Here is a 24,333-nt window from a genome sequence, read left to right as displayed (position 1 = left end):
GCGCGAATCGACCGCGACGACCGCGACGCCGTCAAGAGGTGACAGAGTATCGCGCAGAATCAAATTGAACCGAGAAATGACAAGAACCCAAAGGGAGGATACGATCATGTTGACTGTTATTGGAAGAAAGAGGACGAGCGGCGGAGTGCTCCGCGCGGCTCTGGCCGCAGGAACAATTCTGGTTGCCGGATTCGGCGCGCAGGACGCCTTTGCGCAAAGCGGCAGGTTGGTCATAGGCGCCGTCAACAATGCCGAGTTCGTGGCGCTGAAGGATCTTCTGCCGGAGTTCAACCGGCTCTATCCCGACATCGACGTGGAATTCCAGCTGGTCCCGGAAAACGAGGTCCGGGCCAAGATCACCACCGATGTCACGACCCAGAGCGGCATCTATGACCTGATCACGACCGGGCCGTTCGAGGTGCCGATGTGGGGCCGCACCGGCTGGCTGGAGCCACTTGACGAGATCATGGACGATCCGGCCTATGAGGCCGATGACGTGTTCGAAGCCTATCTCAACGGCCTTAGCCATGACGGGAAGCTCTACGCGGCCCCCGGCAGCGCGCAGGCCTCGATGCTCTACTACCGCAAGGATCGGCTCAATGCCGCGGGATTGACGATGCCCGAGGCCCCGACATGGGATCAGGTGGTCGAGATCGCCAGCCAACTGCACGATCCGGCGTCGGGCCAGTATGGTCTGTGCCTGCGCGGCCTTCCCGGCTGGGGGCAGATGGGTGCCCCGCTCGGAACGGTGATCAACACATTCGGCGGGCGCTGGTATGACGCGGACTGGAATGCCCAGATCACGTCGCCGGAGACCTCCGCCGCGATCAAGTTCTACATCGATACCTTGCAGAGTGCGACGCCGCCGGGGGTTACCCAGTTTGGCAATCAGGAATGCGGCCAGGCGATCACCACCGGCCAGGCGGCAATGCTGTTCGACGACAGTTCCTGGTCCCAGGTGTTCTTCGATCCGAACACCAACCCCTTTGCCGAGAACATGGCAGTCGCGATGGCGCCGGTGAAGGAGGCGGGCAGTAAACCGAGCGCCTGGTTCTGGACCTGGGCCTGGGCGGTCCCCACCAGCGCCAACAACAAAGAGGCGGCGCTGGCCTTCATCAAATGGGTGACGGGGCCCGACTACATCCCCTACGCCGCCCCGATCAAGGGTTGGGGCAACATGCCCGGACCGGCGCGCCAGTCGCAGTATGAGGACGGCTCGCCCTATTCGGAGTTCGCCACGCCGTTCATGGCGGTCCTAGACCGGACGCTGGCAACCGTCGACGGGGTGAATGGCACCCACTACGACGACACGCCGTACACCGGCAACCAGTACATCCAGATCCCGGAATTCCAGGACCTGGGCAACCGGTGCACGCAGGAGTTCTCCGGCGCTGTGGTTGGCCAGCAGACCGCCGACGAGGCGATCGCCAAATGCCAGCAGTATGCCGAGGACGTGGCCGTGAACGGCGGCTACAAGAACTAGGCGACAAAGCGCGCGCCCCGGCCCCTGCTTTGCCCGGGCGCGCGCACCTATTTTTCACAGGCAGCGGTCCGGCTGCAACAATCATGAATGAGGCGGTATAGATGACTTCAGAAGCCAATCCGGCCCTTTTCGGGCGCATTCCGATCCTCGGGCGGTTCGGGTTGTGGATCTGGCGCAATCCGCTCATTGCGCCGGCCCTCCTCGTCGTTATCGTCGTCACGCAGGCGCCATTCATCCTGACAGTCATCTACAGCCTGTTTCGCTGGAACCTCCAACGACCAGAGAACACCGCGTTCAACGCGTTCGGCAACTACGTCGACATTGTCCGGGACACACGGTTCCTGGACTCGATTGTGACGTCCTTGACCTTCACAGTCGGAGCAGTGCTTCTGTCGCTGCTGGTGGGATTGATATATGCGCTGCTGGTCCACGATCGTTTCTTTGGCCGTGGTATTGTGCGCACTCTGCTGATCACGCCGTTCCTGATCATGCCGATCATCGGGGCGCTGGCCTGGAAATACACGGTTCTTAGCCCGATCTTTGGCGTGGTTAACTGGATCGTCCGGCAATTCGGCGCCGCCCCGATCGACTGGATCGGGATGTATCCAGTCGCTTCGGTCGTGGCTGTGCTGGTTTGGCGCTGGGCCCCGTTCATGATGATCATCATCCTTGCCGGGCTTCAGGCGCTCGACGACGACCAGCGAGAGGCGGCCCGCATGGACGGCGCCGGTCCGTTGGGTGAAATCCGCTTTGTCGTTCTGCCGCATTTGAAAAAATACCTGCAACTCAGCGCTCTGCTCGGATCGATTTTCATCGTCAACGAGTTTGATGTCATTTTCATGCTGACCCAAGGTGGGCCCGGCACTGCAACGACTAACGTGCCCTTCCTGATCTATCAGAGCGTTTTCTATAGCTTCGATATTGGCCACGCGGCGGCCATGGCAGTCGTGACCGTGCTCGGCACGATCATTATAGTGACTTACCTTCTGAAACTGCTCGGCAGCCTGATGGGAGATTTGGACTAATGGTTTTCTGGCAACGCAGAACCGCGGCCACGCGGGGAATCGAACGGGCAAGCATGATACGGACGGTACTCGCTTGGGCGGTGGCGCTTTTCGTGTCGTTTCCGTTTCTCTATCTCGCCACCAGCGGATTCAAGACCGAGGTCGAGGCGCCGAAGATGCCGCCAGCCTTTGTGCCGGTGCCGGAATCCCTGAGCGGTTTTCCACTGGCCTACACGCCGACGCTTGAGAACTACAAGCTGATCCTTGCTGGCGATTTCATGCCGTATTTCATCAATTCGGCGATTGCGACGCTGGTTTCTACGCTCATCGTGTTGCTGCTAGCGACTCCGGCAGCATATGCGCTGACCCTGCCGCAGACCACCGGCAAACGAAATGTCTTGTTCTTCTTGATCTCGACCCGCTTCCTGCCGGCAGTCGGCGTGATCATTCCGATCTTCCTTGCGACGCGGTTTCTCGGCCTGCTCGACAACGTGCTGGCCCTCATCATTCTCTATACCGCCATGAACCTGCCGATTGCGGTCTGGATGATGCGGTCGTTTTTTCAGGATCTACCAGCCGACGTTCTGGATGCCGGGCGCATGGATGGCGCCGGTACCATCCAGGAGCTGATCCTGATCGCGTTGCCTATGATAAAAAACGGCGTTCTCGCCACGGCTTTTCTGGCGATTATCTTTGCTTGGAATGAATTCCTGCTGGCGCTCACGCTGACGACAACGAAGGCCGCGACGGTGCCGCTTTACATGATTAGCTTCATGTCGGCCCAGGGGCTCTGGTACGCCAAGATGTCGGCAGCGGGCACACTGGCGGCACTGCCCGTCGTGATCCTCGGCTGGTTCGGGCAGAAATGGCTGGTGCGTGGCCTGTCCATGGGAGCCGTCAAGTAGCAACCCGCCAGCTGATCCTCAGGGTAGACAAGGGATATGACGCTGCCAAGTTTCTCGCTGATCTGCGACAGGCCTGCGTTACACCCCATGTCGCGCAGAAATCGCGGTATTCAGCAATCGATGGCCGCACCACCCGGCACAGGGGCTATGCTCTGTCCCTTAAGCACCGAAAACGGATCGAAGAGGCGTTTGGCTGGGCCAAGACCGTCGGCGGCATGGCTCAGACTATGTATCGCGGCGTCGAGCGGGTGCGATCCCGCTTCATTCTGACGATAACGGCCAACAATCTCGCCCGTCTGCCCCGGCTGTTGGCCGCATGAAGCCGAAAGCAGGCATCAGGCGTACGTGACGTTCGCACCGACGGCGCATTACGCTCAAGGGGGACACCCCAGATAGCGGAAAACCGTTTCGGCACGGCGACTTTTTCAGCACCCTGTTAAGCGTTTCGGCAATCAGCATTGCGCTGGCAACCGGACCCCGAGATGACGCAGAAGTCCGAAGACAACAGTGTCGTGTTCAGGTTATTGGTTTTCTTGGCGACAGTGCGGCTGATGCTGCCTGCGAGATCGATCCTGCAAAGACGCCGGAACAACAACGCACGCGATGCACCGACAGGGGACGCCTGATGAACCGCGGAAATCAAATCAGCATCTGGTACATTTTCATTGCGATTATGGGCATTGTCCTGCTCCGCGATCTGTGGGTTCAGAGCCAGACGATCGAGGCGATACCTTACAGCCAGTTCGAGACCTATCTGGCAGACGGGGCAATCGAGGACGTCACGATTGGCAGCACCACGATCAAAGGCATCTTCACCAGCCCGCAGGATGGCAAGACCGGCTTCGTCACCACGCCTGTCGCGCCTGATTTGGCCGAGCGGCTGAACGAGACCGGGGTCACCTATACCGGTGCGGTCGAAAACACGTGGTTCACCACGCTTCTGTCCTGGGTTCTGCCCGCGTTGTTCTTTGTCGGGATCTGGATGTTCGCGATCCGCAGGCTCGGCGGCGGTCAGGGCATGGGCGGCCTGATGTCGATCGGCAAGAGCAAGGCGAAGATCTACGTCGAAAGCGACACGAAGGTGACCTTTGCCGATGTCGCCGGCGTGGACGAGGCCAAGACCGAATTGCAGGAAGTCATCGATTTTCTGAAAGACCCCAAGGGCTATGGCAGTCTTGGGGCGCGTATGCCCAAGGGGATCCTTCTGGTTGGTCCTCCGGGGACCGGCAAAACGCTGCTGGCGCGGGCCGTCGCGGGAGAGGCGGGGGTGCCATTCTACTCCATCTCCGGCTCGGAATTCGTCGAAATGTTCGTGGGCGTGGGCGCGGCACGGGTGCGCGACCTGTTTGAGCAGGCCCGCAAGGCGGCCCCGGCAATCATCTTCATCGACGAGTTGGACGCCCTGGGCCGGGCGCGCGGCGCGGGCAACATTCAGGGTGGCAATGACGAGCGCGAACAGACACTGAACCAGCTTCTGTCCGAGCTTGACGGCTTTGATCCCAGCGAAGGGGTCGTGCTGCTCTCGGCGACCAACCGGCCCGAGATCCTTGATCCGGCCCTGCTGCGCGCGGGACGGTTTGACCGGCAGGTTCTGGTGGACCGGCCCGACCGCAAGGGCCGGGTGCAGATCCTGAAGGTGCACATGAAAAGGATCGTGCTGGCCCCCGACATCGACCTTGACGACATCGCGGCCCTTACCACCGGCTTTTCCGGGGCTGACCTTGCCAATCTTGTCAACGAAGCCGCGCTTCTGGCCACCCGGCGGCGCGGCGATGTCGTGACCATGGACGATTTCACCCGTGCGATTGAACGCATCGTGGCGGGTCTGGAAAAGCGCAACCGCCTGATCAACCCGCGCGAGCGCAAGATCGTCGCCTATCACGAGATGGGCCATGCCTTGGTGTCCATGGCGCTGCCCGGTGTGGACGAGGTGCACAAGGTGTCGATCATCCCGCGCGGTATCGGCGCGCTTGGCTATACCATCCAGCGCCCGACCGAAGACCGGTTCCTGATGACCGAGGCGGAACTGCGCGACAAGATCGCCGTTCTGATGGGCGGGCGCGCTGCGGAAAAGCTGGTGTTTGATCATCTGTCCACCGGGGCAGCCGATGATCTGGCCCGCGCCACGGATATCGCCCGCTCGATGGTGGCGCGATATGGCATGGATCCGGACTTGGGCAGCGTCAGCTACGAAACGCAGCAAAGCAGCTTTCTGGAGGGCCAGGCGCCGCGTTACATCGAGCGCAGCTATAGCGAGGCGACAGCCGAGGCGATGGACGAGGCCGTTCGCGAGCTGTTGCGGGAGGTTTCGGAGCAGGCACTGGAAATCCTGAGTGCAAATCGCGATATTCTGAACAGGTCTTCTGATCGCCTGTTGAAGGTCGAAACACTGGACCAGGCGGAATTGCGTGACCTGGCGCGTGGTTTGCGCAATGAAACTTCGAATGAAACAAAGGTCACGATGAATGGAAGATGACCCCTACAAAGTTCTTGGCGTCGCCAAGGACGCCTCTCAGACCGAGCTCAAGAAGGCCTATCGCAAGCTGGCCAAGTCCCTGCATCCCGACATCAATCCCGGCGACAAGGCCAAGGAGGCGCGGTTTCAGGCCGTGGCCGCCGCCTATGACATCATCGGTGATGCCGAGAAGCGCCAGCGTTTCGACGCCGGCGAGATCGACGCCTCGGGTCAGGAGCGCCCGCAAAGGCAGTATTACCGCGATCACGCCGACGCAGATCCGCGAGGGCGCTATACCTCCGGCGCGGGCTACGGCGATTTCGAGGATCTGTCGGATGTGTTCTCCGACATCTTCGGCGCGCGGGCCCAGGCGCGGGGCGGTGCCCAGGGTTTTGCCGCGCGCGGCGCCGACCTGCGCTATCACTTGGACGTGGATTTCATGGATGCAGCAAAGGGCGCCAAGCGCGCCGTGCCGCTGCCCGACGGCAGCGCCATCGACCTGACCATCCCGGCGGGCGTGCGCGACGGCCAGACCCTCCGGCTTCACGGCAAGGGGCAGCCGGGCGTTGGCGGCGGCCCGGCGGGGGATGCCCATGTCGAGATCGGCGTGCACCCGCACAAGGTGTTCACGCGCGATGGGAATGATATCGAGGTCGAGGTTCCGATCAGCTTCGACGAGGCCATCCTGGGAGCCAGGATCGAAGTGCCGACGCTCTCGGGCAAGGTCTCCATGAGCGTGCCGAAAAGCGCGTCATCGGGGCAACGCTTGCGCCTGAAGGGACGTGGCATCAAGCCTGCCAAGGGGGCGCCGGGCGATCAGTATGTGCGGCTGAAGATCGTGACGCCGCCCAGGATCGATGCCGAGATGGAAGCGATCGCGCAGCGCTGGCGCGATCATGACGCGCAGGATCCGCGGGCAGTACTCTGGAGGGATCTGTAATGCTGAACGAACACGATGTCGTGGCGCGGGTCGCACGGATAGAGTTGCGCGAACTCAGACTTTGGGTGCGCGAGGGCTGGATCAAGCCCGCCGAGGGCGAGAACGGCCCGGTCTTTGACGACCTGGACGTGGCGCGCATCCGGCTTGTCTGTGATCTGCGCAAGGAGATGGCGCTGCCGATCGATGCCATGCCCGTGATTTTGTCGCTGCTGGATCAACTGCACGGAGCGCGGCGCGAACTGCGCGATCTTGCAGCGGCGATTGATGCGCAATCGCCCGAGATTCGGCAGGCTATCGTTGCGGCCTACAGGACGGGGCAAGAGACCCGGTCTTGACCGGATGATTTGGGTATTGGGGCTGTCCACGAACGACAACGCCGCCGAACGAATGCAACACTGCGGTCCGCCTGAAACGGAATCCGATCGGCTTTGTCTGCAATGAGTCCGCCCATTTTCAGTTTCGTGACCGGAGCATGGACCTCGCCCTGTCCCGGTTCGACTGGCCGCATTTCTCGGATGTGGCCACAGCGCCGGGCGGGCGGGCGTTGACGTGCAATCGAATGCCGGTCTCCAAACCGCGACCGAGGCGCCCGCGCCCCGCTACGGACGCGGGTGTTTCGTCTGTACCATGGTGTCCCGTCTGTCCCAAAATCACTTCGTCCTGGATCGCCCTTGCCAATCGTGCACGCCGCTGCAAGTCGGGTTTCTCTGACAGTGCCCTCCGCGATCCACCGCCTATCAGGCCCCCAAACCAATTGACTCAACGTCATCTTCGGCCGAGGGTACACCTGTTTGACGGTCCCTTTTCTGGCTGCGGATCGCCGTCCGCGGCTGCATTCTTCGGCGCTCATGGCGGTTTCGCAGAATGCAGCTGATCGATTTCGTGAACCAGCCTCGGCCGCAGCCTGACTGGTTCCAATCCCGGATAGGAGACTACCCATGTCAAAAGATCAAGCAGGGTCTGCGACCGGCGCTGCGCAGCGCAGTCTTGTCGTGCAGGAATTCACCAACGGCATTCTGGACCCGTCGCAGCCGATGCTGGGCCCGCTTGAAGACGGCGGCACGATCATCGCCAATACCGCTCCGGGATGCTGGGGGCCGATGATCACCCCGCGCCTTCGCGGCGGGCATGAGGTGACGAAACCGGTCTACGTGAACGGCGCAGAGCCGGGCGATGCGCTGGCGATCCGCATCCGCGACATCACCGTAACCGCCATCGCCACCGCATCGGGGCACGATTCGTCACCCGAAGGGTTCTGCCTCGGCGATCCCTACGTCGCGGCCCGCTGCCCGCATTGCGACGCGCTCTGGCCCGAAACCCATATCGAGGGGATTGGGCCGGACGCGGTGCGCTGCGACAAGTGCGGCAATCCCGTCAAGCCGTTCGAGGTGGTTCACGGATACACCGTCGTCTTCGACGAAACCCGCAGCGTCGGTGTCACCATGCCCAAGGACGCGGCCGAAAAGATTGCGCACAATGCCGAACACTATGCGGCGCTGCCCGACCATTCGGTTCAGCATCCCATTCTCGTCTATGCGCCGTCGGACATGCCGACAGTGATGGTCCGGATGCGGCCGTTTCTGGGGCAACTGGGCACAACGCCGTCGATGCCGTTGCCGGATTCGCATAATGCCGGTGATTTTGGCGCAGCCCTGATCGGCGCTCCGCACCAATATGCGGTAACGGCAGAGCAATTGGACGCGCATCGAACCGATGGCCACATGGACATCGACGCGGTCCGCGACGGCGCCATCCTGCTGACGCCGGTCAAGGTGCCGGGTGCCGGGGTCTATATCGGTGACATGCACGCCGGACAGGGCGATGGAGAGATCGCGGGGCACACGATGGACGTGGCCGGCAGCGTCACGCTTCAGGTCGAGGTGGTCAAGGGCCGCACGCTTTCCGGTCCGGTGCTGTTTCCCCGCCTCGAGGACTTGCCGCCAATGGCCCGACCGTTCGATGCCGATGAGAAGGCAAAGGCCGTGGCGCTGGCCCGCGAGTGGAACATCGAAAGGTTGGAGGAGTCGGCGCCGATTTCGGTCATCGGCACCGGCCCGACGCTGAACCAGGCGATCGAGAACGGGCTGGTCCGCGCCGCCGACCTGCTTGGCATGACCGTCCCGGAGGTGCGCAACCGCGCCACCATCAACGGCGCGATCGAAATCGGACGTGCCCCGGGTGTGATCCAGGTGACGTTCCTTGCGCCCCTGTCGGCGCTCGACGCCGCCGGGATCGGCAAATTCGCGCGCGAGCAATACGCTTTGTAACAGAAAGCCTTGCAACGGGCGGCGCGGCGGGCCGACCGTTGATCTGCGGTGATGCGGAAGGTGAGATGCGGCATAGTGTTTTGAGGTTCACGCGCCCGCACACGAACCGAACAAAAGGGAGGACTCACATGCAACCGACGAAAGAACAGTCACTGTGGATGTACGAAAACATGGTGGTCAGCCGGCGTTTTGAAGAGGCGATCGAGAAGATCTATCTCGAAGGCAAGACGCCTGCGTTCAACATGGCGAATGGGCCGATCCCTGGCGAGATGCACCTGTCGAACGGGCAAGAGCCGGTCGCTGTAGGTGTCTGCGCGCATCTGGATGCCGACGACATTGTGACCGCAACCCATCGCCCACACCATCAGGCGATCGCCAAGGGCGTCGATCTGAAAAAAATGGCCGCCGAGATTTTTGGCAAATCGACCGGCCTGTCTGGCGGACGGGGGGGCCACATGCACCTGTTCGATCCGGCGGTGAATTTCGCCTGTTCCGGCATCATCGGCGAAAGCTGCGGCCCTGCTTGCGGGGCTGCCCTGTCGCGCAAGATGCAGAACAAGCCGGGGGTTGCGGTTGCATTCCTCGGCGAGGGCGCCGCGAACCAGGGCGCATTTCATGAGGCGCTCAACCTTGCTGGTTCATGGACGCTTCCGGTGGTCTTCGTGATCGAGGACAATTCCTGGGGCATTTCCGTGCCGAAGTCCGAATCCACGGCCGTGGCCCGCAATGACGTGCGCGCAGCGGGCTATTGTATGCCCGGGCACTACATTCCCGGCAACGACCCTCATGCAATCTTCGATATCGCAGGCCAGGCGATTGCGCGCGCCCGCGAGGGCAATGGGCCGACGCTGATCGAGGTCGAAACCTACCGGCTGGCGGGGCACTTCATGGGGGACGCCGAGCAATATCGCCCCGAGGGCGAAAAGGACGCGCTGTTTGCCAAGGATCCGATCCCCAGGATGCGCGAACGCCTGGTTGCTGACGGGCATGCGGCCAAGGACCTGGATGCGCTCGAAGACCGCGCAGAGGCCCGCGTGGCCGAGGCGATCGCCTATGCCCGTAACAGCGAGTATGCGCCGGACAGCGATGCGCTGACTGCTGTTTACGTCTGATTTTCCGACCTTCACCGGCGGGTGGTATGAAAGGATTTGTTCCATGCTTGACCAACCAACCAACGAGCGCCGCCTGACCATTGCCCGCGCGATGGCCGAGGCAATGCAGCAGGAGATGAGCCGCGACCCGACCGTCTTCGTGATGGGCGAGGATATCGCCGGTTTCGGCGGCATCTTCGGCAATACGCGCGGCCTGTTCGAGGAATTCGGAAAGGAACGTGTGCGCGATACTCCGATTTCCGAAACCGGCTTCATCAGTGCCGCGGTGGGCGCGGCGATGGACGGGATGCGGCCCGTCGTCGAACTGATGTTTGTAGACTTCTTCGGCGTCTGCTTTGACGCGATTTACAACCAGATGGCCAAGAACACCTATTTCGCGGGCGGCAACGCCTCGGTGCCGATGGTGTTGATGACCTCGACCGGAGGCGGCTATTCGGATGCGGGCCAGCATTCACAGTGCCTTTACGGGACTTTTGCCCACCTGCCCGGCATGAAGGTTGTTTCGCCCTCGAACGCCTATGATGCCAAGGGGCTGATGACCGCCGCGATCCGCGACGACAACCCGGTGGTCTACATGTTCCACAAGGGGTTGCAGGGCATGGGGTGGCTGGGCACCGAGGCCGGCGCAACAGTCAACACTCCCGAAGAGGATTACACCGTCGAGATCGGCAAGGCCAAAGTCGTTCGCGCAGGCACCGACGTGACGCTGGTCGGGCTTGCCATGGGGGTGCATAACGCGCTGAAAGCCGCCGACAAGCTGGCCGAAGATGGCGTCAGCGCCGAGGTCGTCGACCTAGTTTCGCTGGTCCCGCTGGATCGTGAGACGGTGATCAATTCGGTCGCCAAGACTGGCCGCCTGATCGTGGTTGATGAGGATTACCACAGCTATGGCGTGTCGGGTGAGATCATCGCCACCGTGACCGAGCATGACATCTCGAAGCTGAAAGCGTCACCGGCGCGTATCACCTTTCCGGATGTGCCGATCCCTTATGCGAAGCACATGGAGCAGTTCTGCCTGCCCAATCCCGACAAGATCGTCGCCGCCTATCGCAAGATGTAGCAAATCGCGGCCAAGTGAGGGAGCGAACGGATGGCAACCGAGGTGAAGGTGCCACAGGGTCTGTGGCAGGATGACGGCATGGAAGCCGTCATTACCAACTGGCTGGCAAGTGACGGCGCGACCGTGCGCAAAGGGGCGCTGATCGCCGAGATCATGGTCGAGAAGTCGCAGTTTGAGGTGACAGCGCCGGCCGACGGCGTTCTGAAGATCAGCAAACAAATCGATGACATCGTGCGCAAGGGGGATGTCATCGGGCAGATCACATGACCGCCACGACGGAGGTGGCGGGCCCTGTGCGAGGCCTTGCTCTTGCCGATGCATTGGCTTGGGAGGCAAGCTGCCTAGCCGACATTGCCGCCGGACGCCGCACCGCCAGCGCCCGGCTTTGGTCCTGCGAACCTGCGCTGGTCGCGCCAGCAAGGATGGCCAGGCTTCCCGGGTTCGCTCGCGCTTGTACGCGGGCCGCTGACGCTGGCTGGCCGGTTCATTTGCGGGCCACCGGCGGCGATCTGGTTCCGCAGGGGCCAGGTATCGTCAATCTGACGCTAATGTTTCGAGAGCCGCAGGGCGCGGCATCCACACTTGAGGACGCATACAAACGACTGACTGCGCCGATCTGCGAGGCGCTTTCCGATGCGGGCATACCCTCCCGCTATGGCGCCGTGTCCGGGGCCTTCTGTGATGGCCGGTTCAACGTCATCGTGACGGGCCGGAAATTCGCCGGAACCGCTCAGCGCTGGCGCCCGATGGCGGGGGGAATGGCCGTGCAGACCCATGCGATGATGCTGATACGCACCCCGGACGAAAACACGATCGCGACGCTCAACCGTTTCTATCAAGATTGTGGAATAAATCGGGTGATCCATGCCATGGCACATGTCGGATTGCAGGAGCTGTTTCAGCTGGCGGGGAGGAAAGCCACGCAACACCGCTTCCTCCGCATGATCGCTGATCGGGCGCGTTCGTGTCCGGAGGCGGCTTTGCCATGCGGGCTCCCTCTACGAGGTCAGCGAGGCGTGAGAAGCCCCGCCAGGTGACGGTCGTTCCCGGTGGCGCGTCGGAAGCTCGGTCGAGATAGCCGCCGAGCCGTGCGACTGCCCTAACATAGAACTCAAAGTCGTGCGGTGCCGGCGCTTTCTGTCCGGCGTTGCGTGTTCGAGCAGGTGGCGCTCGTCGTCCGTGAAAACCGCAGCAGGGTTGGGAGTGTCATGAACTCAGTTTCGATTCCTTGTGCCTGTTTGAGATCAATAGTTGACCTGTTCGAAGCCATAGGTGCCCTCAAGGTCCTTCCAATCCACGAACACAGCGCGGACCCAGATCGAGGGACAATTCTGACTGTACCGCTCTGTCCCCCGGAAAGCTGGAGGAAGGGCGCTTACAGAGCTGTTTTGCCACCGAAATTGGCCGTCCTGATCATAGGTGCCGTGCCGCACGGAAGCATATCGGTTGCACTCGCCACGGCCCCTGTCTTGTTCCGCAGTGACTTGGAAAACATCGATGGAGCGGATGAAATCAAACGCTGGGTCGGTCACGTCGATATCCGCACCACGCCCGACAGCTTGGGCGAGCTGGAGCGTTTCTCGCTCAGGGGGCAGGGAGACTGCTGGCCCGGGATTAAACCCCGCCAACCTGTAGAGGCGCTCGACCGGGTCCGGCGCTTCCAACGCCGCACGCATTGGGCAGCGCCAGATCTGCAGCGGTGGCTCTACCGGCCAGGGCGTAATGCGGCGAATAAACTCTGCGCGCGCGCGGGCACATGGGACCGAAGGCGGCCAACCGCCTGCGAGGCACAAGAGGATTGCACAATCGATCTGGTAGCCTTGTGCGGTAGCGGGTTTGGCAGCAAGCGGCATGAGGCCGATTGCGATGATCGCGGCCGTTGAGAGGAGCCGCCTCATGACAGAGCGCCGCCGCTAACCTGTTGTCGTATAATAAGACTTATGTTAATTGAGTCACAATTACTGACATATTTTGTGCGTCGTTTCATTGGAACATCTCCCGGTAAGCGTCAAGCACAAGACGGACTTCGGCCTGCGCAGAAGCCGATGCCCCAGCAAGGCAATTCAAATAGGTTTGTGCCTCATCGAAGTAGGCGTTGAACTCGGCTCTGATGTCGTCGCCGTACTCGTTCAGGAGCGCAGGCGAAGCCGACAGCGCCGGCCGCAACGGCAACACGCAGTCCATCGCCAGCGTCTCGGCGTTTGCTGGGATCGCAAGGACGATGAGTGTGGTACATACCAGTAACCGCGACATCTGGTGGTCTCCCGACAATCTGGGGGCGAATCGTGTGCTCGACCTATCACCGAAAAAATATCGCAATCAATCAAAAGATATCTATTGACCCTCTAACATATTTTCCGCTACGCCGCCGCATATCCTGTGACATACACTGTTTGAAGCGGTGCAAAAGCAGGTTACTTCCGGAGGAACTTCTTTCCTTCGGAGGCAAAATGGCAGGAACAAAATACCCCGTGATCCTAACATCGCACATGCAAGAGGCGATCGAGGGTGGGGCATGGATCGAGGTGGAATGCGTTGAAGCCCCGGAAAAGGGCGGCAATACGCATAGGGGTGGCTGGACAGTTTTCGTCTGCTCCAATGACGGTCAAGGCGGTGTGCACCGGTCGGTCTATGTGACCAACCGGGATCTGAAACCACGCGTCTTCAAGACCGCAGCAGGGCTCATGAGCTTCTGCCTGGAGCTCGGCGCGAAGGTGTTCAGTTGCCCCCTCCGAGAGGGCGAGAGAGGCACGTGGGAGTTTGAGACGACAAGGTATCCTATCAGCGGCTAGCCTCGTTCTCTGGGGTCTTTCAGGCCCTTCCTCTTATGCACAATCCGTTATCGATCTCGATGCTCCAGAGCGTGCTGGTCGACTGACCAGCAGCGTTCTCGACTTCGCAAGGCCTCAACCCGAGCAAAGCGACGTTGTCGCACGTGCTGAGGTAGCCCCTCTTTCTTCACCACGACTTTCTAAATCTCAGGTCCCATCAGGTTGTCCCGAAATCGAGGCTATGATCCTCGATGTGGGCTCGGTCTATGCGGACCACCCGGCCCTGCGCAGGGCCGGGATGACCTCTCGCGACTGGCTTGCATTCTTTCGCGCCAACATCGCTATTGAAAGCGCATTTGATCCAGGCGCGCGGTCGCATGTCGGCGCAATCGGGCTTGGGCAGTTGATGCCGGACACCGCGCGCGTGCTTGGAGTCGATCCGCATGATTCTGAGCAAAACCTGCATGGATCCGCCCGCTACTTGCTGACACAACTTGATCGTTTCGGCACACCGCAGCTTGCGCTCGCGGCCTATAACGCCGGCCCCGAAGCCGTGGCGCGTCACGGCGGTGTGCCCCCCTACCGCGAAACCCAAGGCCATGTCCGCAAGGTCATGGCCGTCTATGCCCAATCCATCGGAGACCAGATATGAAACGTATTGACTATACCCGGGCGGCATTGGCCGCGTTGCTGATGTTGGCCGCCGCCCCGGCGCTCGCGCAGGACCTCAGCCCCGTCTCTGACATGATCGACAACATCATCGACGCGGTGACGGGTCCGATCGGTCGTGGCCTCGGCGTGCTCGCTCTCGTGGGGTCCGGTGTCATGATGTTTTTCGGGCGCCTCAACTGGCCGATTTTCGTCGCCGTGTTTGTCGGCGTGGTGCTGATCTTTTCGGCCGAGACCATCATCGACGGCTTTGCGGCCCCTTGATCTGACAGGCCGCAGAGACCTCCAGGCCCGCATTCTGGTTGGCTGGTCACGCATCGTCACACCCGAGGGGCAATCGGTTCAGCTCGCCGCATTTGGCGCGGACGATCAGGGCCGGTCGGGCGTGACGGGCTCCGTGAACTCCCGCTTTGGGCTGCGCTTTGGCACAGCCGCATTGCTCTCGATCATCGGCGCAGGACCGGCAATCGCCGCATCCGAGGCCAGCTCCGAGACCAGATCAGAAATTGCAGAGGATGTCGCGGGCAGTTTTGCGCAGGCCACCGATGCGGTGATCGGCGAATATGCCACCCTGCCTCCGGTTATCTCGGTCCAGCCGGGTGCTGCGATCAGTGTGATCGCCGACCGTGATCTCGAGTTCTATTAAGTGCGTTTCAGGTTCGACAAAATAATCATGTGTCGAAACACGCGTTCGACCGAAGGGAGAGGCAGCGTGTTTCGACGCAACACAAACCTGAAATGCACAGGCGGCCAGCCATGAACCAGGCGGCAGAAAAAACCAGTTTTCTTTCAACATATCTAAAACCGCTGGCTGCACCGCTCTCCGATCCCGCCGTGGTCGAAATAGCCATCAATCCCGATGGAAAGGTCTGGGTGGAAACGCGGGGGGCTGAGCATATGGTTGGCCTCGAGGGCCTGTTCTACTCCCCTGCGCAAGCTCGGGACCTTGCAACGTCCATTGCCAGCGCCACCCACGGACAGATCAGCGAGAAAAAGCCGCTGGTCTCCGGCAAGATCGAGATGAACGGCAAACCGATCCGGGCACAGGTCGTCTATCCACCGGTCGTGGATGGCGGGCCGTCGATCACCTTGCGCCGCTATAGTGAAGACCAACTCACCTTGAGCGACATCGGCCTGTTGCACGGTGCACTGGTGGACCTGGACGCCGAACGACAGGCAAAAGCCGAACGGGTGATCGCACTGACCCAGGCAGGGGATATTCGAGCCGCCATGAAACTCTGCATCGATGAGCGGCTGAACATCATGATCAGCGGCGGTACGTCCACGGGCAAAACGACTTTTGCTCGGGCGCTTCTCGCGCTGGTGACCGAGACGGAGCGTATCGTGACCATCGAGGACGCGTTTGAGCTCTTCCCGCCGCAACCCAATCGCGCGATGCTCAAGGCTGACCGTATCCCCTCAAGCGAACGCACCGCGGCCAAGTTGCTCGAGACCTCTTTGCGCATGCGTCCTGACCGGATCATTCTTGGTGAGCTGCGCGGCGATGAGTGCAAGACCTTCCTCGACGCGATCAACACCGGCCATTCCGGCTCTTTCACCACAATTCACGCCGATACCGCGCAGAAGGCGCTCGACCGCCTTGCCCTCATGGTCATGTCGGTGGGCATCAATATGAGTTTTGAGGAGGTAAGGCGCTATGCTGCGTCCAGCATCGACGTCGTGGTACAGCTTGGGCGGAAGGACGGGCGGCGTGGGGTCGAACAGGTGTGGGTGCCGGATAGCCCGACTCCCTGAAGGGATCTGTTGGTCCGCGTCGGATGTGACCCTGTGTACCGCAATGCTGCTCAGCAGAGTACTCCACCCGGTAAAGGGAAATGAATTGGTTTACCGAGACAACAACCCGGAGGGGATATGGCGAACCTGAGTTCAGTGGCGAGGTCTGCCTTCGGCGTAAACAGCGCCAAAAGTAGATTTATCTCCGGCATCACAGAACAGGTTGCGCGATCGTTTCATTTCGAGCGCAAATGTAGCTTTGGGCGACATTTTACTTGACTTTGGCGGATATGTCGCCCAAAGCTACATCATGAAGCAGATCAGCTATACGAAAGCCGCGATCAAAGCGTTGCGCCGAATACCTGTGAACACTGCCACACTGATCCGCTCCAAGATCGAGGCCTATGCGCAAGACCCAGGCTCGCAGGCCAACAATGTGAAGTCCCTCAAGGGGCGAGAGGGCATTCGGCTACGGGTAGGCGGTTGGCGTGTTATCATGGATGATCAGGGCAATGTCCTGGCTATTCTGGATATAGGGCCCCGCGGCGGCATCTATGACTGAAAGGGTATGACATGAACGAAATGGTGACGATCCCCCGCGAAGAGTATGACCGCCTGCAGGCTGCAGCTGAGGATCTGGCTGATTTGCAGAGCTTTGACCGTGCCAAGGCAGCGCTGGCGGCGGGAGAGGAAGAGCTTGTGCCTGCGGAATTCGTAAATCGCCTGCTGAATGGCGAAAACGCCCTGCGCGTCTACCGGGACTTGCGTGGCCTGACACAGGCAGCGCTGGCTGCAAAGGCGGGCGTAAACCGCGTGACCGTGACCGAGATCGAAACCGGTCGCAAACAAGGTTCGGTCACAACACTGCGCGCATTGGCGAATGCCCTCGACGTCGCGCTCGACGATCTGGCAGAATAAAGGTCTGCATTTTCCTGGCGCTCTGGTAAGTCAGAAGGTTAAGAAATTCCGGCAGTTTCGGCTGTGTCTTGCCGAAAGCCGGAAGCTGACCGCGTTCTCTTTGGCCGCGCCTTTGCCATCTCTGCATATTCCCGCAGCGCTCCAGCATAGGACTGCACGACAGTCTCCAGCTCCTTGTCATCCATGGAGATCGCTTCTGGCGCACTGCCTAAGGGCCGCTCCAGTTTGATCTTCTTCGGCCTGCTCGAGATTGGCGCTGCAGCAGGAGGATAGGGCAAGGCATGCCCCTGCCGTGCTTTGTCAATCTCCGCAAAATGTCGGTCGGCATAGTAACGGATGTGATCCGCCCTGATAGGATATTGCCCCTCAGGCAGGACAAGGACCTTGTCGAGCGGGAAGCGCAGCAATTCAGCGGGGGATACCAGCGCCCGTTCTTCCGAGCGACGGCTAATATTTGCGCTCTCCGAGAGCTTACGCACGGTTGCCTGTGATCTGGTCTTGCCCACGATCGTGCGCTTGCCGAGGGCTGCGGACAGCACGTCGGCGGTGCGATCATCCTGCGGGGTCATGTAAATCTGTACACCCGCACCGGCCTGCAGCGCGCGGCGGTCGGTTTCGCCGTAGATGCCCTCAAGACCGGGGATCGACTGCGAAATGATAAAGAGCCGCAGGCGATGACTTAGAGCGTGATGCAGCAAGACGCAGGGTTCACCGGCAGGACCTCGAAGTCTTCGAGGTGATTTCCACCCTGCCACTTCTGCCCACGCCGGTGCCCCATCTCACTGCGATCCAGCGCATGCCGTTGACCGGACCGCTGGGATACGTGCGGGACATTTATGAACAGGATCTTCGTCATCGGTTGCAGGCAGGGCATCTTTCCTCAGCCCTGACACTGTGCGGCGATGTCCTTTGCGACATCGAGGCCATGGTGGACTCCGCCAATGGCTAGGAAGATTCCAAGCCGGTCCGGGACCGCTGTCTCGAACGAAGACAGGCTGGCGCGGTCGCGGCAGTTCGCCACGAGCGCCACGAAATATGCCGCGTTCAATCAGAGTACGGCGGCAGTGGTCGCGACAGAAGGCCTAGCGGCAAATTCGGTGGACGAGAAAGAACCCCGGAAAGGGGAACAGGCAGCCTCGGCTGAAACGGCGCGCATCAACTCAGGGGTATCCACCCAGCCGTTGGGGGATGATGCTTGCAGTAATAGCACCGGAGGGCAGTCTCGAACCTATTACGTGCGCATCGGAGCTGAGGATCAGGCACGGATTGAGGCGCTAGCAGAACGATCTGGCCTTGATCCGGACTACGTTCGGCGTGCCTTGGTAAAAGCGGTTCGCGCCCGCATGCAAAAACTGCGCAACACCGCGACCTGGCATGAGGTTGCCTCCGCTGCACGACCACGCCTGGCCGAGTCCAAAGGCACTGGTGCCCCCTTCATGAAATCGATGATCAGGCTCGACGCCGCCCATGTGGCGGCGTTGCAGACAAGCATTGATGACCCGCTCAAAGTCTATGGGGTGACGCAACTGTTATCCGCATTCGGCAAGGCGCTGCTCAGATCCGAGATCGAAGAGCTCGCTCAACAGATCAGCGGCATCGAAGCCCGGGCAGCGCGTCCTGATCCAGCGTAAAGGCATCGCGTGCAGTCACGACAGCGATTTGACCGCCCGCCTCAATCATGTCGATGAGCTGTGCCCATTCGGCTGGATCAGCATCGCGTTGCGTTGCGATCCCGTCCTGCACAGAAAAGGCAGCCTGCTCTCCGGTCGCCGCGAGAAGAACAACTTGTTGCGGGAATTGGTCATCGTCAAAACGCGACAAAAAGTACGCATGGCTCACGTTTGGGTTGTAGACACGGTCAGGATCGCAAACTAAGAGCACAGCTCCGTGGTTTGCAGTCGCAGCATAGGTCTCCAGACCTCGCGACAAGCCGATCTCCCACTCGGCAGCGACAGCCGATGAAGCCGCGCCCAGAAAGAGCGCAATATGTAGAGGCCTGTAAAGCAAGTTTGTAAACTCCGTTTTGTGTTGGTTAAGCATATAGGTACAGGCATATACCTGCCACCTGATAACTGCGGCTCCGACCAAATGGAGGTCAGGAGTTGAGCATGAAGAATTATGCGGGTTACCCCGTCGAAGTTATTTGGGCGACAGTAGATGGTGAAGATGTCGAGGTCGGCGTAGTGTTCCAATGGATCTGCGGCATGCGCCGTACCAGATGGTCCGATGGCTTTGATCAGGCGGACGGCGCAAACTTGAGGTACGTGCCTTATGATGACGCGGGATAGACCGCCATCAGCCCTACAATGCTCGCGAGCGCACGGAGCGAGACAGTGATCGTTGCAAAGGCGAAAGGTTGTGACGCTGCCTGCCTTGCAAAAGGGATGCAGACCCGTGAGGGCTGAAAGCGGATCGTAATGGCGACCATGTGGCAAACGTCTTGGCATGGCTCAGGATGAGACCTGCCAGGTCATATTGCTACAGGGAGACGGCGGGATCAGAATTCAGGGCAAAGCCTCAACAGCCCGGCCCCGCTTGCGGGGTTTGCCAATGACGTGAGAATCCCATTGCGCCCGATGCTCTTGCTTTAGATGCTGCGGGTGCATGCGGATGGTGTCAGCCCAAACTCGACATGCGCTCTGGCCCCGTGCTGACCATGCCCGTTCGGTCGAGAGGGCGTATTCCGTTGAAAAACTCGTGCTTGATCGAGGGGCATCGGGCTGATTCAATTCCCGCATTGGGCGGGAGGATTTGCGATGATGGGACCGAGGCAGGAGGCGCAGCCATCGCTGTTCTACGAGTTCTCGCTGGAAGATCACATCCCCCAGGATCATCTGCTGCGCTCCATTGACCGGTTCGTCGATCTGACCGGGATCCGGGCCTACCTCGCCGACTTTTACAGCCACATGGGGCGCCCATCCGTCGACCCCGAGTTGCTGATCCGCATGCTTCTGGTCGGCTATTGCTTCGGCATCCGGTCCGAACGGCGACTCTGCGAGGAGGTGCATCTGAACCTGGCGTATCGTTGGTTTTACCGCCTCGATCTGAGAGACCGGGTTCCGGATCACTCGACCTTCTCGAAGAACAGGCACGGGCGTTTCCGCGACAGCGAATTGCTGCGCCACCTGTTCGAGATGACCGTCGCACGCTGCATTGAAGAGGGCCTGGTCAGCGGGCAGCGCATGGCCATCGATGCCAGTCTGATCGAGGCCGATGCCAACAAGCAGAACTCGACACCGAAAGAGGACTGGGACATCGGACAAATCGATCCAGCCGATGCGCCCCGCGCCGTTCGCGAGTATCTGGACACGCTGGATGAGGCTGCCTTCGGCGCCGCCAGCGAGGTCCAGCCGAAGTTCACGTCACATTCCGACCCGGCCAGCCAGTGGACCGCTGCCCGTAAAGGCCCGGCGTTCTTCAGCTACTCCGACAATTACCTGATCGACACCGACCATGGTGTTATCGTGGACGTGGAGGCCACGAGATCAATCCGGCAAGCCGAGGTCGGATCGGCCAAGACCATGCTGAGGCGGGTGAAGGACAAGTTCGACCTGCATCCCGAGCGCCTGATCGCCGACACCGCCTACGGCACCGCGCCGATGCTGGGTTGGCTTGTCGATCGCAAGATCGCGCCGCACATTCCGGTCTTAGACAAGTCCGGACGTAATGACGGGACCTGGACCCGAGCGGACTTCGAATGGGACGCCGGGAACGATCAATACATCTGCCCAGAGGGCCACGAGTTGAAGCAATTCCGCCGCAATTACTCGGACCCCAATCGGGGGGCGACTGGCAAGGGCACGGCCCGATATCGCGCGCTGAAAGAAGTCTGCCAGGCCTGCCCATCCAAGGCGAGATGCTGCCCGAACGCAGACGCACGCAAGATCACCCGCGAGGAACATGAAGACGCCCGGCAGGTTGCTCGGGACATAGCAAAGACCGAGCAATACGTGATCTCGATGAAGCTGAGGAAGAAGGTCGAGATGCTCTTTGCGCATCTCAAGCGGATCCTCAGCCTCGGACGGCTCCGATTGCGTGGGCCATGTGGCGCAAACGACGAATTTCTCCTCGCCGCCACCGCCCAGAACCTCCGCAAACTGGCCAAGATCCTTCCCGCACCGCAGCAACCGCGAAAAGCCTCATAGGAAAGGCGCTCGCGCCCAACTCAAGCGGCGGAATTCTGCGCCCGCGAACGGGTGTTTTTCCACAGAATCGGCTGGAAGCGGTCTTTAGCTGCGAATCAGACCATTGACGGCTTTGCGCAGTTAACTGACTTTGCAAAGTGATTGCGTCCGCGCAAGTTCAGCCGGACAGTGGGAAGTTGTAACCGAAGTTTCCCCTAGGGGCCTCATGCTTCCGTTGGGCGCCTTGCAGACGGCCCCCCTGACCGAAGCGCCGGTCAGGGGATTTGATCTCCGATATCGCGAAATTGGATGCCCCGAAAGCGACGCCGGCGGCCGGTTGATCAGCTCCGCGGGTAAACCTTGCCCGGATTCATGATACCCTTGGGGTCCAGCGCCGATTTGACTTGCGCCATATAGTCCAGCATCGGTCCCATTTCCTTTTGTAGATAGCGCTTCTTGCCTTGGCCGATCCCGTGTTCGCCGGTGCAGGTGCCCTCCATGGAAATCGCAAGATCGTTCAGCCAGCCGACGAATTCCTCGGCGCGAGAGATTTCCTCGGGGTCTCCGACGTCGATCAAAAGTAAGGTGTGGAAGTTCCCGTCCCCGACATGTCCGACGATGGGAGCGATCAGGTTCAGCTCTCGTGCTTTGCTCTGAGCCGAGGTTACACATTCGGCAAGTCGCGACATCGGCACGCAGGCATCGGTTGATAGTCCCTTGGCGCCGGGGCGTAGGGTGAGGCTTGCCCAATAGGCGTTGTGCCGGGCCTGCCAAAGCTTGTTTCGGTCCTCGGCATTTGCAGTCCACAGAAACTCGGTGCCACCGCAATCGGCAGCGATCTCGCCGAACATCTCGGCCTGTTCGGCCACCGAGGTTTCGGACCCATGAAATTCGAGCAGCAGATGCGGCGTTTCAGGCAGGTCGAGCTTGGAGTAGCTGTTCACGGCACGTACAGACAGCGCATCCAGCAGTTCGATCCGCGCAACCGGGATTCCCATCTGGATCGTCATGATCACCGCATTGCAGGCGTCCTCGGTGGTTTCATGGTCCGCCTTAGGCAAGAAGGTGATCAGCCCCACGTCCCAGATCATCCCTTTGTGCTGCATGTGCTGCTGTCGGAAGTGGCCGAAATGGGTAAGATACCCAACACCCACTGGCAGCACATCGAGCATGGCGTCGTTGCGCTTGAAGGGGGCTGCTTTGGCGTGCTTGGTCCAGTCGGGCTTGAAGGCGACCTGCGTCACGCTGCGAGCCTCGGCCCATTTGGCGGCGATGAGCTCTGCGCCCTTCGGGCTGCCACCGTGCAGGAGGACCATGTCGGGATACTTGGTCCGGACCTGGTCGAGCTTGCCCCAGATCAGGCGGTGATCGTTGAAATCGGTCCCGCCGGTGAGGGCGACCTTGGGGCCTGCGGGAAGCATTACCTCGGTCTCGGCGCGGCGCTTGGCGGCGAGGAAGTCGCGGCTGTCGATCAGGGCGGCGGTCATGTGCTGGCGGTTCACGATTGATCCGGTGCGGGGGCGCCAGGTCGATCCCGTGTGATGGACGAACTCGGTGGCGGCGTGATCGCGCATCATGTCCATGCAGTTGCGCCGTTCAACGAGAGTCAGGCCTTCGGCCGTCAGGCGCTCGAGTTCGGTGGATTTCACCTCGGAGCCGTCCTGCTCACGCTGAAGGCGGCGCTGCGCCTGCACCCGTGGCCGAGACATAGACCACGCGGGCATTGGGCAGTTTATGCTGCAGGCGCAGACCCGCCCTGCCCTGTTGCGAGGCCATGGTATCACCCCGCTCGCCCTTGCCGCCGACGGCATTGGCCATGGCGTGGCTTTCATCGAACAGGATCACCCCGTCAAAATCCGCGCCCAACCAGTCGACGATCTGGTCGACGCGGGACTTCTTGGCCCCGCGCTCTTCCGAGCGCAGCGTCGCATAGGTGGTGAAGAGGACGCCTTCGGTCAGCGGGATGTCGCGGCCTTGGGCAAAGCGCGAGAGCGGTGTGACCAGCAGGCGCTCCTGCCCGAGCGCCGACCAGTCGCGCTGCGCATCTTCCAGCAGCTTGTCGCTCTTTGAGATCCACAGCGCCTTGCGTCTTCCTCGGGCCCAGTTGTCGAGCAAGATCCCGGCCGACTGACGGCCCTTGCCCGCCCCAGTGCCATCGCCGAGGAAGAAACCCCGGCGGATCTGGAAGCCTTGGGCGAGATCAGGCTGCAGTGCCTCGGCGACGGCGAGGATTGCGGGCGCGGGTTCAGCAGTCGGAACAGGAACTGGAGGCGCAACGGGAGCGAGATAGGTCATTGGAAAACTCCGGAATGAGGGAAAGGGACAGGCCCGGACGCCCTCTCTCGGGCACCCTCAGGCCTGATCTTCCCCGGCCCCCCCTCTTCCTCTCGGACCGACGCGGCCCGGACGCTTAGCTTGATTTTGTTCCTGTTATGTTCTATTTTCTGAACCAAGCCAGAAAGGGGGTTCCACCATGGAAAGCACCACGGCCGCCCTGCCCGCAACGCCCAAGCAGATCGCCTATGCGCGGGCGCTCGCCCTGCGCAACCGGACGCTCCTGCCCTGGGAGGTTCAGCAAGACCGGCGATCTTTGAGTGCCTGGATCGAGGCGCAGGCCCGGCTGAAGCCGGTATCGGACATGGACCAACTGCCCACGTCCAAGCAGGTGGCCTTCGCGGAGAAACTCGCCCGGATCAAGCGCCGCGCCGTCCCGGACGAATGCTTCCGCGACAAGGGCCTGATGTCGAAGTGGATCGACGGGAACAGGTGAGGACGGCACCGGCTGGTGACGCCCTGTGCGGCCGTCCGGAGCGCTTGCCACACCGTAGTTTGGCAAACTGAGCGTAGTTGCCAGCCTATAGGCTGGCAGATTGGCTCTTCAGGACTTCAAC

The 24,333-nt window shown here is 61.0% G+C and carries 27 protein-coding genes and 2 pseudogenes; 23 read left to right on the top strand and 6 right to left on the bottom strand.

Translation table 11 applies throughout. The annotated features are described in order from the left end of the window. The first annotated feature begins 145 nt into the window (after positions 1-145). The 12 genes and pseudogenes from E1832_RS13310 to E1832_RS22965 all read left to right on the top strand — a co-directional run bounded on the left by E1832_RS13310 (position 146) and on the right by E1832_RS22965 (position 12,263). On the top strand, positions 146-1,483 hold the full coding sequence (locus E1832_RS13310) for an ABC transporter substrate-binding protein (protein ID WP_165978879.1): 1,338 nt from the start codon (positions 146-148) through the stop codon (positions 1,481-1,483). Positions 1,484-1,584: 101 nt separating this feature from the next. Continuing rightward, a complete protein-coding gene (locus tag E1832_RS13305) occupies positions 1,585-2,508 on the top strand; it encodes a carbohydrate ABC transporter permease (RefSeq protein WP_133360253.1) in 924 nt (307 codons plus the stop codon). Further along, positions 2,508-3,392 (top strand): carbohydrate ABC transporter permease, encoded by an 885-nt coding sequence (locus tag E1832_RS13300; protein WP_133360252.1) that lies wholly within the window; start codon positions 2,508-2,510, stop codon positions 3,390-3,392. The genes E1832_RS13305 and E1832_RS13300 overlap by 1 nt, the downstream gene beginning before the upstream one ends. Positions 3,393-3,394: 2 nt before the next feature. After that, positions 3,395-3,712: pseudogene (locus E1832_RS13295) on the top strand (transposase); the annotation flags it as partial. Positions 3,713-4,017: 305 nt separating this feature from the next. Beyond that, positions 4,018-5,868 carry an ATP-dependent zinc metalloprotease FtsH gene (gene ftsH, locus E1832_RS13290; protein WP_133360251.1) on the top strand — a complete coding sequence of 617 codons (1,851 nt, stop codon included), beginning with the start codon at positions 4,018-4,020 and terminating at the stop codon, positions 5,866-5,868. Next, positions 5,858-6,787, top strand: a complete 930-nt coding sequence (locus E1832_RS13285; protein WP_133360250.1) for a DnaJ C-terminal domain-containing protein — start codon at positions 5,858-5,860, stop codon at positions 6,785-6,787. Before ftsH ends, E1832_RS13285 begins: the two co-directional genes overlap by 11 nt. Continuing rightward, positions 6,787-7,122, top strand: a complete 336-nt coding sequence (locus tag E1832_RS13280) for a chaperone modulator CbpM (RefSeq protein WP_133360249.1) — start codon at positions 6,787-6,789, stop codon at positions 7,120-7,122. The genes E1832_RS13285 and E1832_RS13280 overlap by 1 nt, the downstream gene beginning before the upstream one ends. Before the next feature lie 603 nt (positions 7,123-7,725). After that, on the top strand, positions 7,726-9,054 hold the full coding sequence (locus E1832_RS13275) for an acetamidase/formamidase family protein (protein WP_133360248.1): 1,329 nt from the start codon (positions 7,726-7,728) through the stop codon (positions 9,052-9,054). Positions 9,055-9,182: 128 nt separating this feature from the next. Beyond that, positions 9,183-10,166, top strand: coding sequence for a thiamine pyrophosphate-dependent dehydrogenase E1 component subunit alpha (locus E1832_RS13270; protein WP_245513985.1), 984 nt, complete (start codon positions 9,183-9,185; stop codon positions 10,164-10,166). A 43-nt stretch (positions 10,167-10,209) separates the two neighbouring features. Then, positions 10,210-11,226, top strand: coding sequence for an alpha-ketoacid dehydrogenase subunit beta (locus tag E1832_RS13265; protein ID WP_133360247.1), 1,017 nt, complete (start codon positions 10,210-10,212; stop codon positions 11,224-11,226). Between the two features lie 30 nt (positions 11,227-11,256). After that, positions 11,257-11,493 carry a biotin/lipoyl-containing protein gene (locus E1832_RS13260; protein WP_133360246.1) on the top strand — a complete coding sequence of 79 codons (237 nt, stop codon included), beginning with the start codon at positions 11,257-11,259 and terminating at the stop codon, positions 11,491-11,493. Next, positions 11,490-12,263, top strand: coding sequence for a lipoate--protein ligase family protein (locus tag E1832_RS22965; RefSeq protein ID WP_425358976.1), 774 nt, complete (start codon positions 11,490-11,492; stop codon positions 12,261-12,263). The genes E1832_RS13260 and E1832_RS22965 overlap by 4 nt, the downstream gene beginning before the upstream one ends. A 207-nt stretch (positions 12,264-12,470) precedes the next feature. Here the strand turns inward: E1832_RS22965 and E1832_RS13250 are convergent, their stop codons facing one another. Then, positions 12,471-13,124 (bottom strand): hypothetical protein, encoded by a 654-nt coding sequence (locus E1832_RS13250; protein ID WP_133360245.1) that lies wholly within the window; start codon positions 13,122-13,124, stop codon positions 12,471-12,473. 85 nt (positions 13,125-13,209) lie between these two features. Then, complete coding sequence (locus tag E1832_RS13245; protein WP_133360244.1) at positions 13,210-13,479, bottom strand: hypothetical protein; 270 nt, start codon at positions 13,477-13,479, stop codon at positions 13,210-13,212. 522 nt (positions 13,480-14,001) lie between these two features. Here E1832_RS13245 and E1832_RS23265 point away from each other — a divergent pair. From E1832_RS23265 to E1832_RS13210, 6 genes are all read left to right on the top strand, one after another. Further along, a complete protein-coding gene (locus E1832_RS23265) occupies positions 14,002-14,649 on the top strand; it encodes a lytic transglycosylase domain-containing protein (RefSeq protein WP_425358978.1) in 648 nt (215 codons plus the stop codon). Between the two features lie 26 nt (positions 14,650-14,675). Further along, a complete protein-coding gene (locus tag E1832_RS13230; protein WP_245513983.1) occupies positions 14,676-14,930 on the top strand; it encodes a TrbC/VirB2 family protein in 255 nt (84 codons plus the stop codon). Next, a complete protein-coding gene (locus E1832_RS13225) occupies positions 14,917-15,312 on the top strand; it encodes a TraB/TrbI/VirB10 family type IV secretion system protein (protein WP_133360241.1) in 396 nt (131 codons plus the stop codon). Before E1832_RS13230 ends, E1832_RS13225 begins: the two co-directional genes overlap by 14 nt. A 110-nt stretch (positions 15,313-15,422) precedes the next feature. Further along, a complete protein-coding gene (gene virB11 / locus E1832_RS13220; protein ID WP_133360240.1) occupies positions 15,423-16,421 on the top strand; it encodes a P-type DNA transfer ATPase VirB11 in 999 nt (332 codons plus the stop codon). 289 nt (positions 16,422-16,710) lie between these two features. After that, complete coding sequence (locus E1832_RS13215) at positions 16,711-16,962, top strand: type II toxin-antitoxin system RelE family toxin (protein ID WP_133360239.1); 252 nt, start codon at positions 16,711-16,713, stop codon at positions 16,960-16,962. A gap of 11 nt (positions 16,963-16,973) precedes the next feature. Then, positions 16,974-17,318 (top strand): helix-turn-helix transcriptional regulator, encoded by a 345-nt coding sequence (locus E1832_RS13210; RefSeq protein WP_133360238.1) that lies wholly within the window; start codon positions 16,974-16,976, stop codon positions 17,316-17,318. Between the two features lie 38 nt (positions 17,319-17,356). Here E1832_RS13210 and E1832_RS13205 read toward each other — a convergent pair whose 3' ends face one another. Further along, positions 17,357-18,016 (bottom strand): type IV secretory system conjugative DNA transfer family protein, encoded by a 660-nt coding sequence (locus E1832_RS13205; RefSeq protein ID WP_165978878.1) that lies wholly within the window; start codon positions 18,014-18,016, stop codon positions 17,357-17,359. A gap of 38 nt (positions 18,017-18,054) precedes the next feature. On the opposite strand from E1832_RS13205, the gene E1832_RS22545 reads away from it, so the two are divergent. Continuing rightward, positions 18,055-18,267 carry a hypothetical protein gene (locus E1832_RS22545; RefSeq protein ID WP_165978877.1) on the top strand — a complete coding sequence of 71 codons (213 nt, stop codon included), beginning with the start codon at positions 18,055-18,057 and terminating at the stop codon, positions 18,265-18,267. Continuing rightward, positions 18,260-18,949 (top strand): hypothetical protein, encoded by a 690-nt coding sequence (locus tag E1832_RS13200; RefSeq protein ID WP_133360236.1) that lies wholly within the window; start codon positions 18,260-18,262, stop codon positions 18,947-18,949. The genes E1832_RS22545 and E1832_RS13200 overlap by 8 nt, the downstream gene beginning before the upstream one ends. Here the strand turns inward: E1832_RS13200 and E1832_RS13195 are convergent. Continuing rightward, positions 18,906-19,358, bottom strand: coding sequence for a hypothetical protein (locus tag E1832_RS13195; RefSeq protein ID WP_133360235.1), 453 nt, complete (start codon positions 19,356-19,358; stop codon positions 18,906-18,908). The two genes, E1832_RS13200 and E1832_RS13195, sit on opposite strands and share 44 nt — an antisense overlap. 68 nt (positions 19,359-19,426) lie before the next feature. Between E1832_RS13195 and E1832_RS13190 the strand changes: the two genes are divergently transcribed. Then, positions 19,427-19,606, top strand: a complete 180-nt coding sequence (locus tag E1832_RS13190; protein WP_133360234.1) for a hypothetical protein — start codon at positions 19,427-19,429, stop codon at positions 19,604-19,606. Positions 19,607-20,074: 468 nt separating this feature from the next. After that, on the top strand, positions 20,075-21,463 hold the full coding sequence (locus tag E1832_RS13185) for a transposase (RefSeq protein WP_133360233.1): 1,389 nt from the start codon (positions 20,075-20,077) through the stop codon (positions 21,461-21,463). A gap of 320 nt (positions 21,464-21,783) precedes the next feature. On the opposite strand, the gene E1832_RS22960 is transcribed toward E1832_RS13185, so the two are convergent. Together E1832_RS22960 and E1832_RS13175 are read right to left on the bottom strand one after the other, a co-directional pair. Then, positions 21,784-23,136, bottom strand: coding sequence for an FAD-linked oxidase C-terminal domain-containing protein (locus tag E1832_RS22960; protein ID WP_245513982.1), 1,353 nt, complete (start codon positions 23,134-23,136; stop codon positions 21,784-21,786). Beyond that, positions 23,132-23,623, bottom strand: a pseudogene (locus tag E1832_RS13175) (strawberry notch family protein); the annotation flags it as partial. The gene E1832_RS22960 and the pseudogene E1832_RS13175, both read right to left, overlap by 5 nt. Before the next feature lie 292 nt (positions 23,624-23,915). Here E1832_RS13175 and E1832_RS13170 point away from each other — a divergent pair. After that, positions 23,916-24,212: a hypothetical protein gene (locus tag E1832_RS13170; RefSeq protein ID WP_133360232.1), complete on the top strand. Its 297-nt coding sequence runs from the start codon at positions 23,916-23,918 to the stop codon at positions 24,210-24,212. Positions 24,213-24,333: the final 121 nt, after the last annotated feature.

The organism is Antarcticimicrobium luteum, assembly GCF_004358185.1.
Taxonomy (GTDB): Bacteria; Pseudomonadota; Alphaproteobacteria; order Rhodobacterales; family Rhodobacteraceae; genus Antarcticimicrobium; species Antarcticimicrobium luteum.
Note: the sequence above shows the minus strand (reverse complement) of the source record. Positions and strands in the feature narration are given on the sequence as shown.

What these genes read in the sequence shown, in the direction of transcription:
- E1832_RS13275 (WP_133360248.1), top strand. Translation starts at nt 7,726, where the DNA reads ATGTCAAAAGATCAAGCAGGGTCTGCGACCGGCGCTGCGCAGCGCAGT.
- E1832_RS13170 (WP_133360232.1), top strand. Translation starts at nt 23,916, where the DNA reads ATGGAAAGCACCACGGCCGCCCTGCCCGCAACGCCCAAGCAGATCGCC.
- E1832_RS13200 (WP_133360236.1), top strand. Translation starts at nt 18,260, where the DNA reads ATGGCTAGGAAGATTCCAAGCCGGTCCGGGACCGCTGTCTCGAACGAA.
- virB11 (WP_133360240.1), top strand. Translation starts at nt 15,423, where the DNA reads ATGAACCAGGCGGCAGAAAAAACCAGTTTTCTTTCAACATATCTAAAA.
- E1832_RS13270 (WP_245513985.1), top strand. Translation starts at nt 9,183, where the DNA reads ATGCAACCGACGAAAGAACAGTCACTGTGGATGTACGAAAACATGGTG.
- E1832_RS13185 (WP_133360233.1), top strand. Translation starts at nt 20,075, where the DNA reads ATGATGGGACCGAGGCAGGAGGCGCAGCCATCGCTGTTCTACGAGTTC.
- E1832_RS13215 (WP_133360239.1), top strand. Translation starts at nt 16,711, where the DNA reads ATGAAGCAGATCAGCTATACGAAAGCCGCGATCAAAGCGTTGCGCCGA.
- E1832_RS13300 (WP_133360252.1), top strand. Translation starts at nt 2,508, where the DNA reads ATGGTTTTCTGGCAACGCAGAACCGCGGCCACGCGGGGAATCGAACGG.
- E1832_RS13190 (WP_133360234.1), top strand. Translation starts at nt 19,427, where the DNA reads ATGAAGAATTATGCGGGTTACCCCGTCGAAGTTATTTGGGCGACAGTA.
- E1832_RS13250 (WP_133360245.1), bottom strand. Translation starts at nt 13,124, where the DNA reads ATGAGGCGGCTCCTCTCAACGGCCGCGATCATCGCAATCGGCCTCATG.
- E1832_RS13305 (WP_133360253.1), top strand. Translation starts at nt 1,585, where the DNA reads ATGACTTCAGAAGCCAATCCGGCCCTTTTCGGGCGCATTCCGATCCTC.
- E1832_RS22965 (WP_425358976.1), top strand. Translation starts at nt 11,490, where the DNA reads ATGACCGCCACGACGGAGGTGGCGGGCCCTGTGCGAGGCCTTGCTCTT.
- E1832_RS13285 (WP_133360250.1), top strand. Translation starts at nt 5,858, where the DNA reads ATGGAAGATGACCCCTACAAAGTTCTTGGCGTCGCCAAGGACGCCTCT.
- E1832_RS13260 (WP_133360246.1), top strand. Translation starts at nt 11,257, where the DNA reads ATGGCAACCGAGGTGAAGGTGCCACAGGGTCTGTGGCAGGATGACGGC.
- E1832_RS13265 (WP_133360247.1), top strand. Translation starts at nt 10,210, where the DNA reads ATGCTTGACCAACCAACCAACGAGCGCCGCCTGACCATTGCCCGCGCG.
- E1832_RS13280 (WP_133360249.1), top strand. Translation starts at nt 6,787, where the DNA reads ATGCTGAACGAACACGATGTCGTGGCGCGGGTCGCACGGATAGAGTTG.
- ftsH (WP_133360251.1), top strand. Translation starts at nt 4,018, where the DNA reads ATGAACCGCGGAAATCAAATCAGCATCTGGTACATTTTCATTGCGATT.
- E1832_RS13245 (WP_133360244.1), bottom strand. Translation starts at nt 13,479, where the DNA reads ATGTCGCGGTTACTGGTATGTACCACACTCATCGTCCTTGCGATCCCA.
- E1832_RS13210 (WP_133360238.1), top strand. Translation starts at nt 16,974, where the DNA reads ATGAACGAAATGGTGACGATCCCCCGCGAAGAGTATGACCGCCTGCAG.
- E1832_RS13195 (WP_133360235.1), bottom strand. Translation starts at nt 19,358, where the DNA reads ATGCTTAACCAACACAAAACGGAGTTTACAAACTTGCTTTACAGGCCT.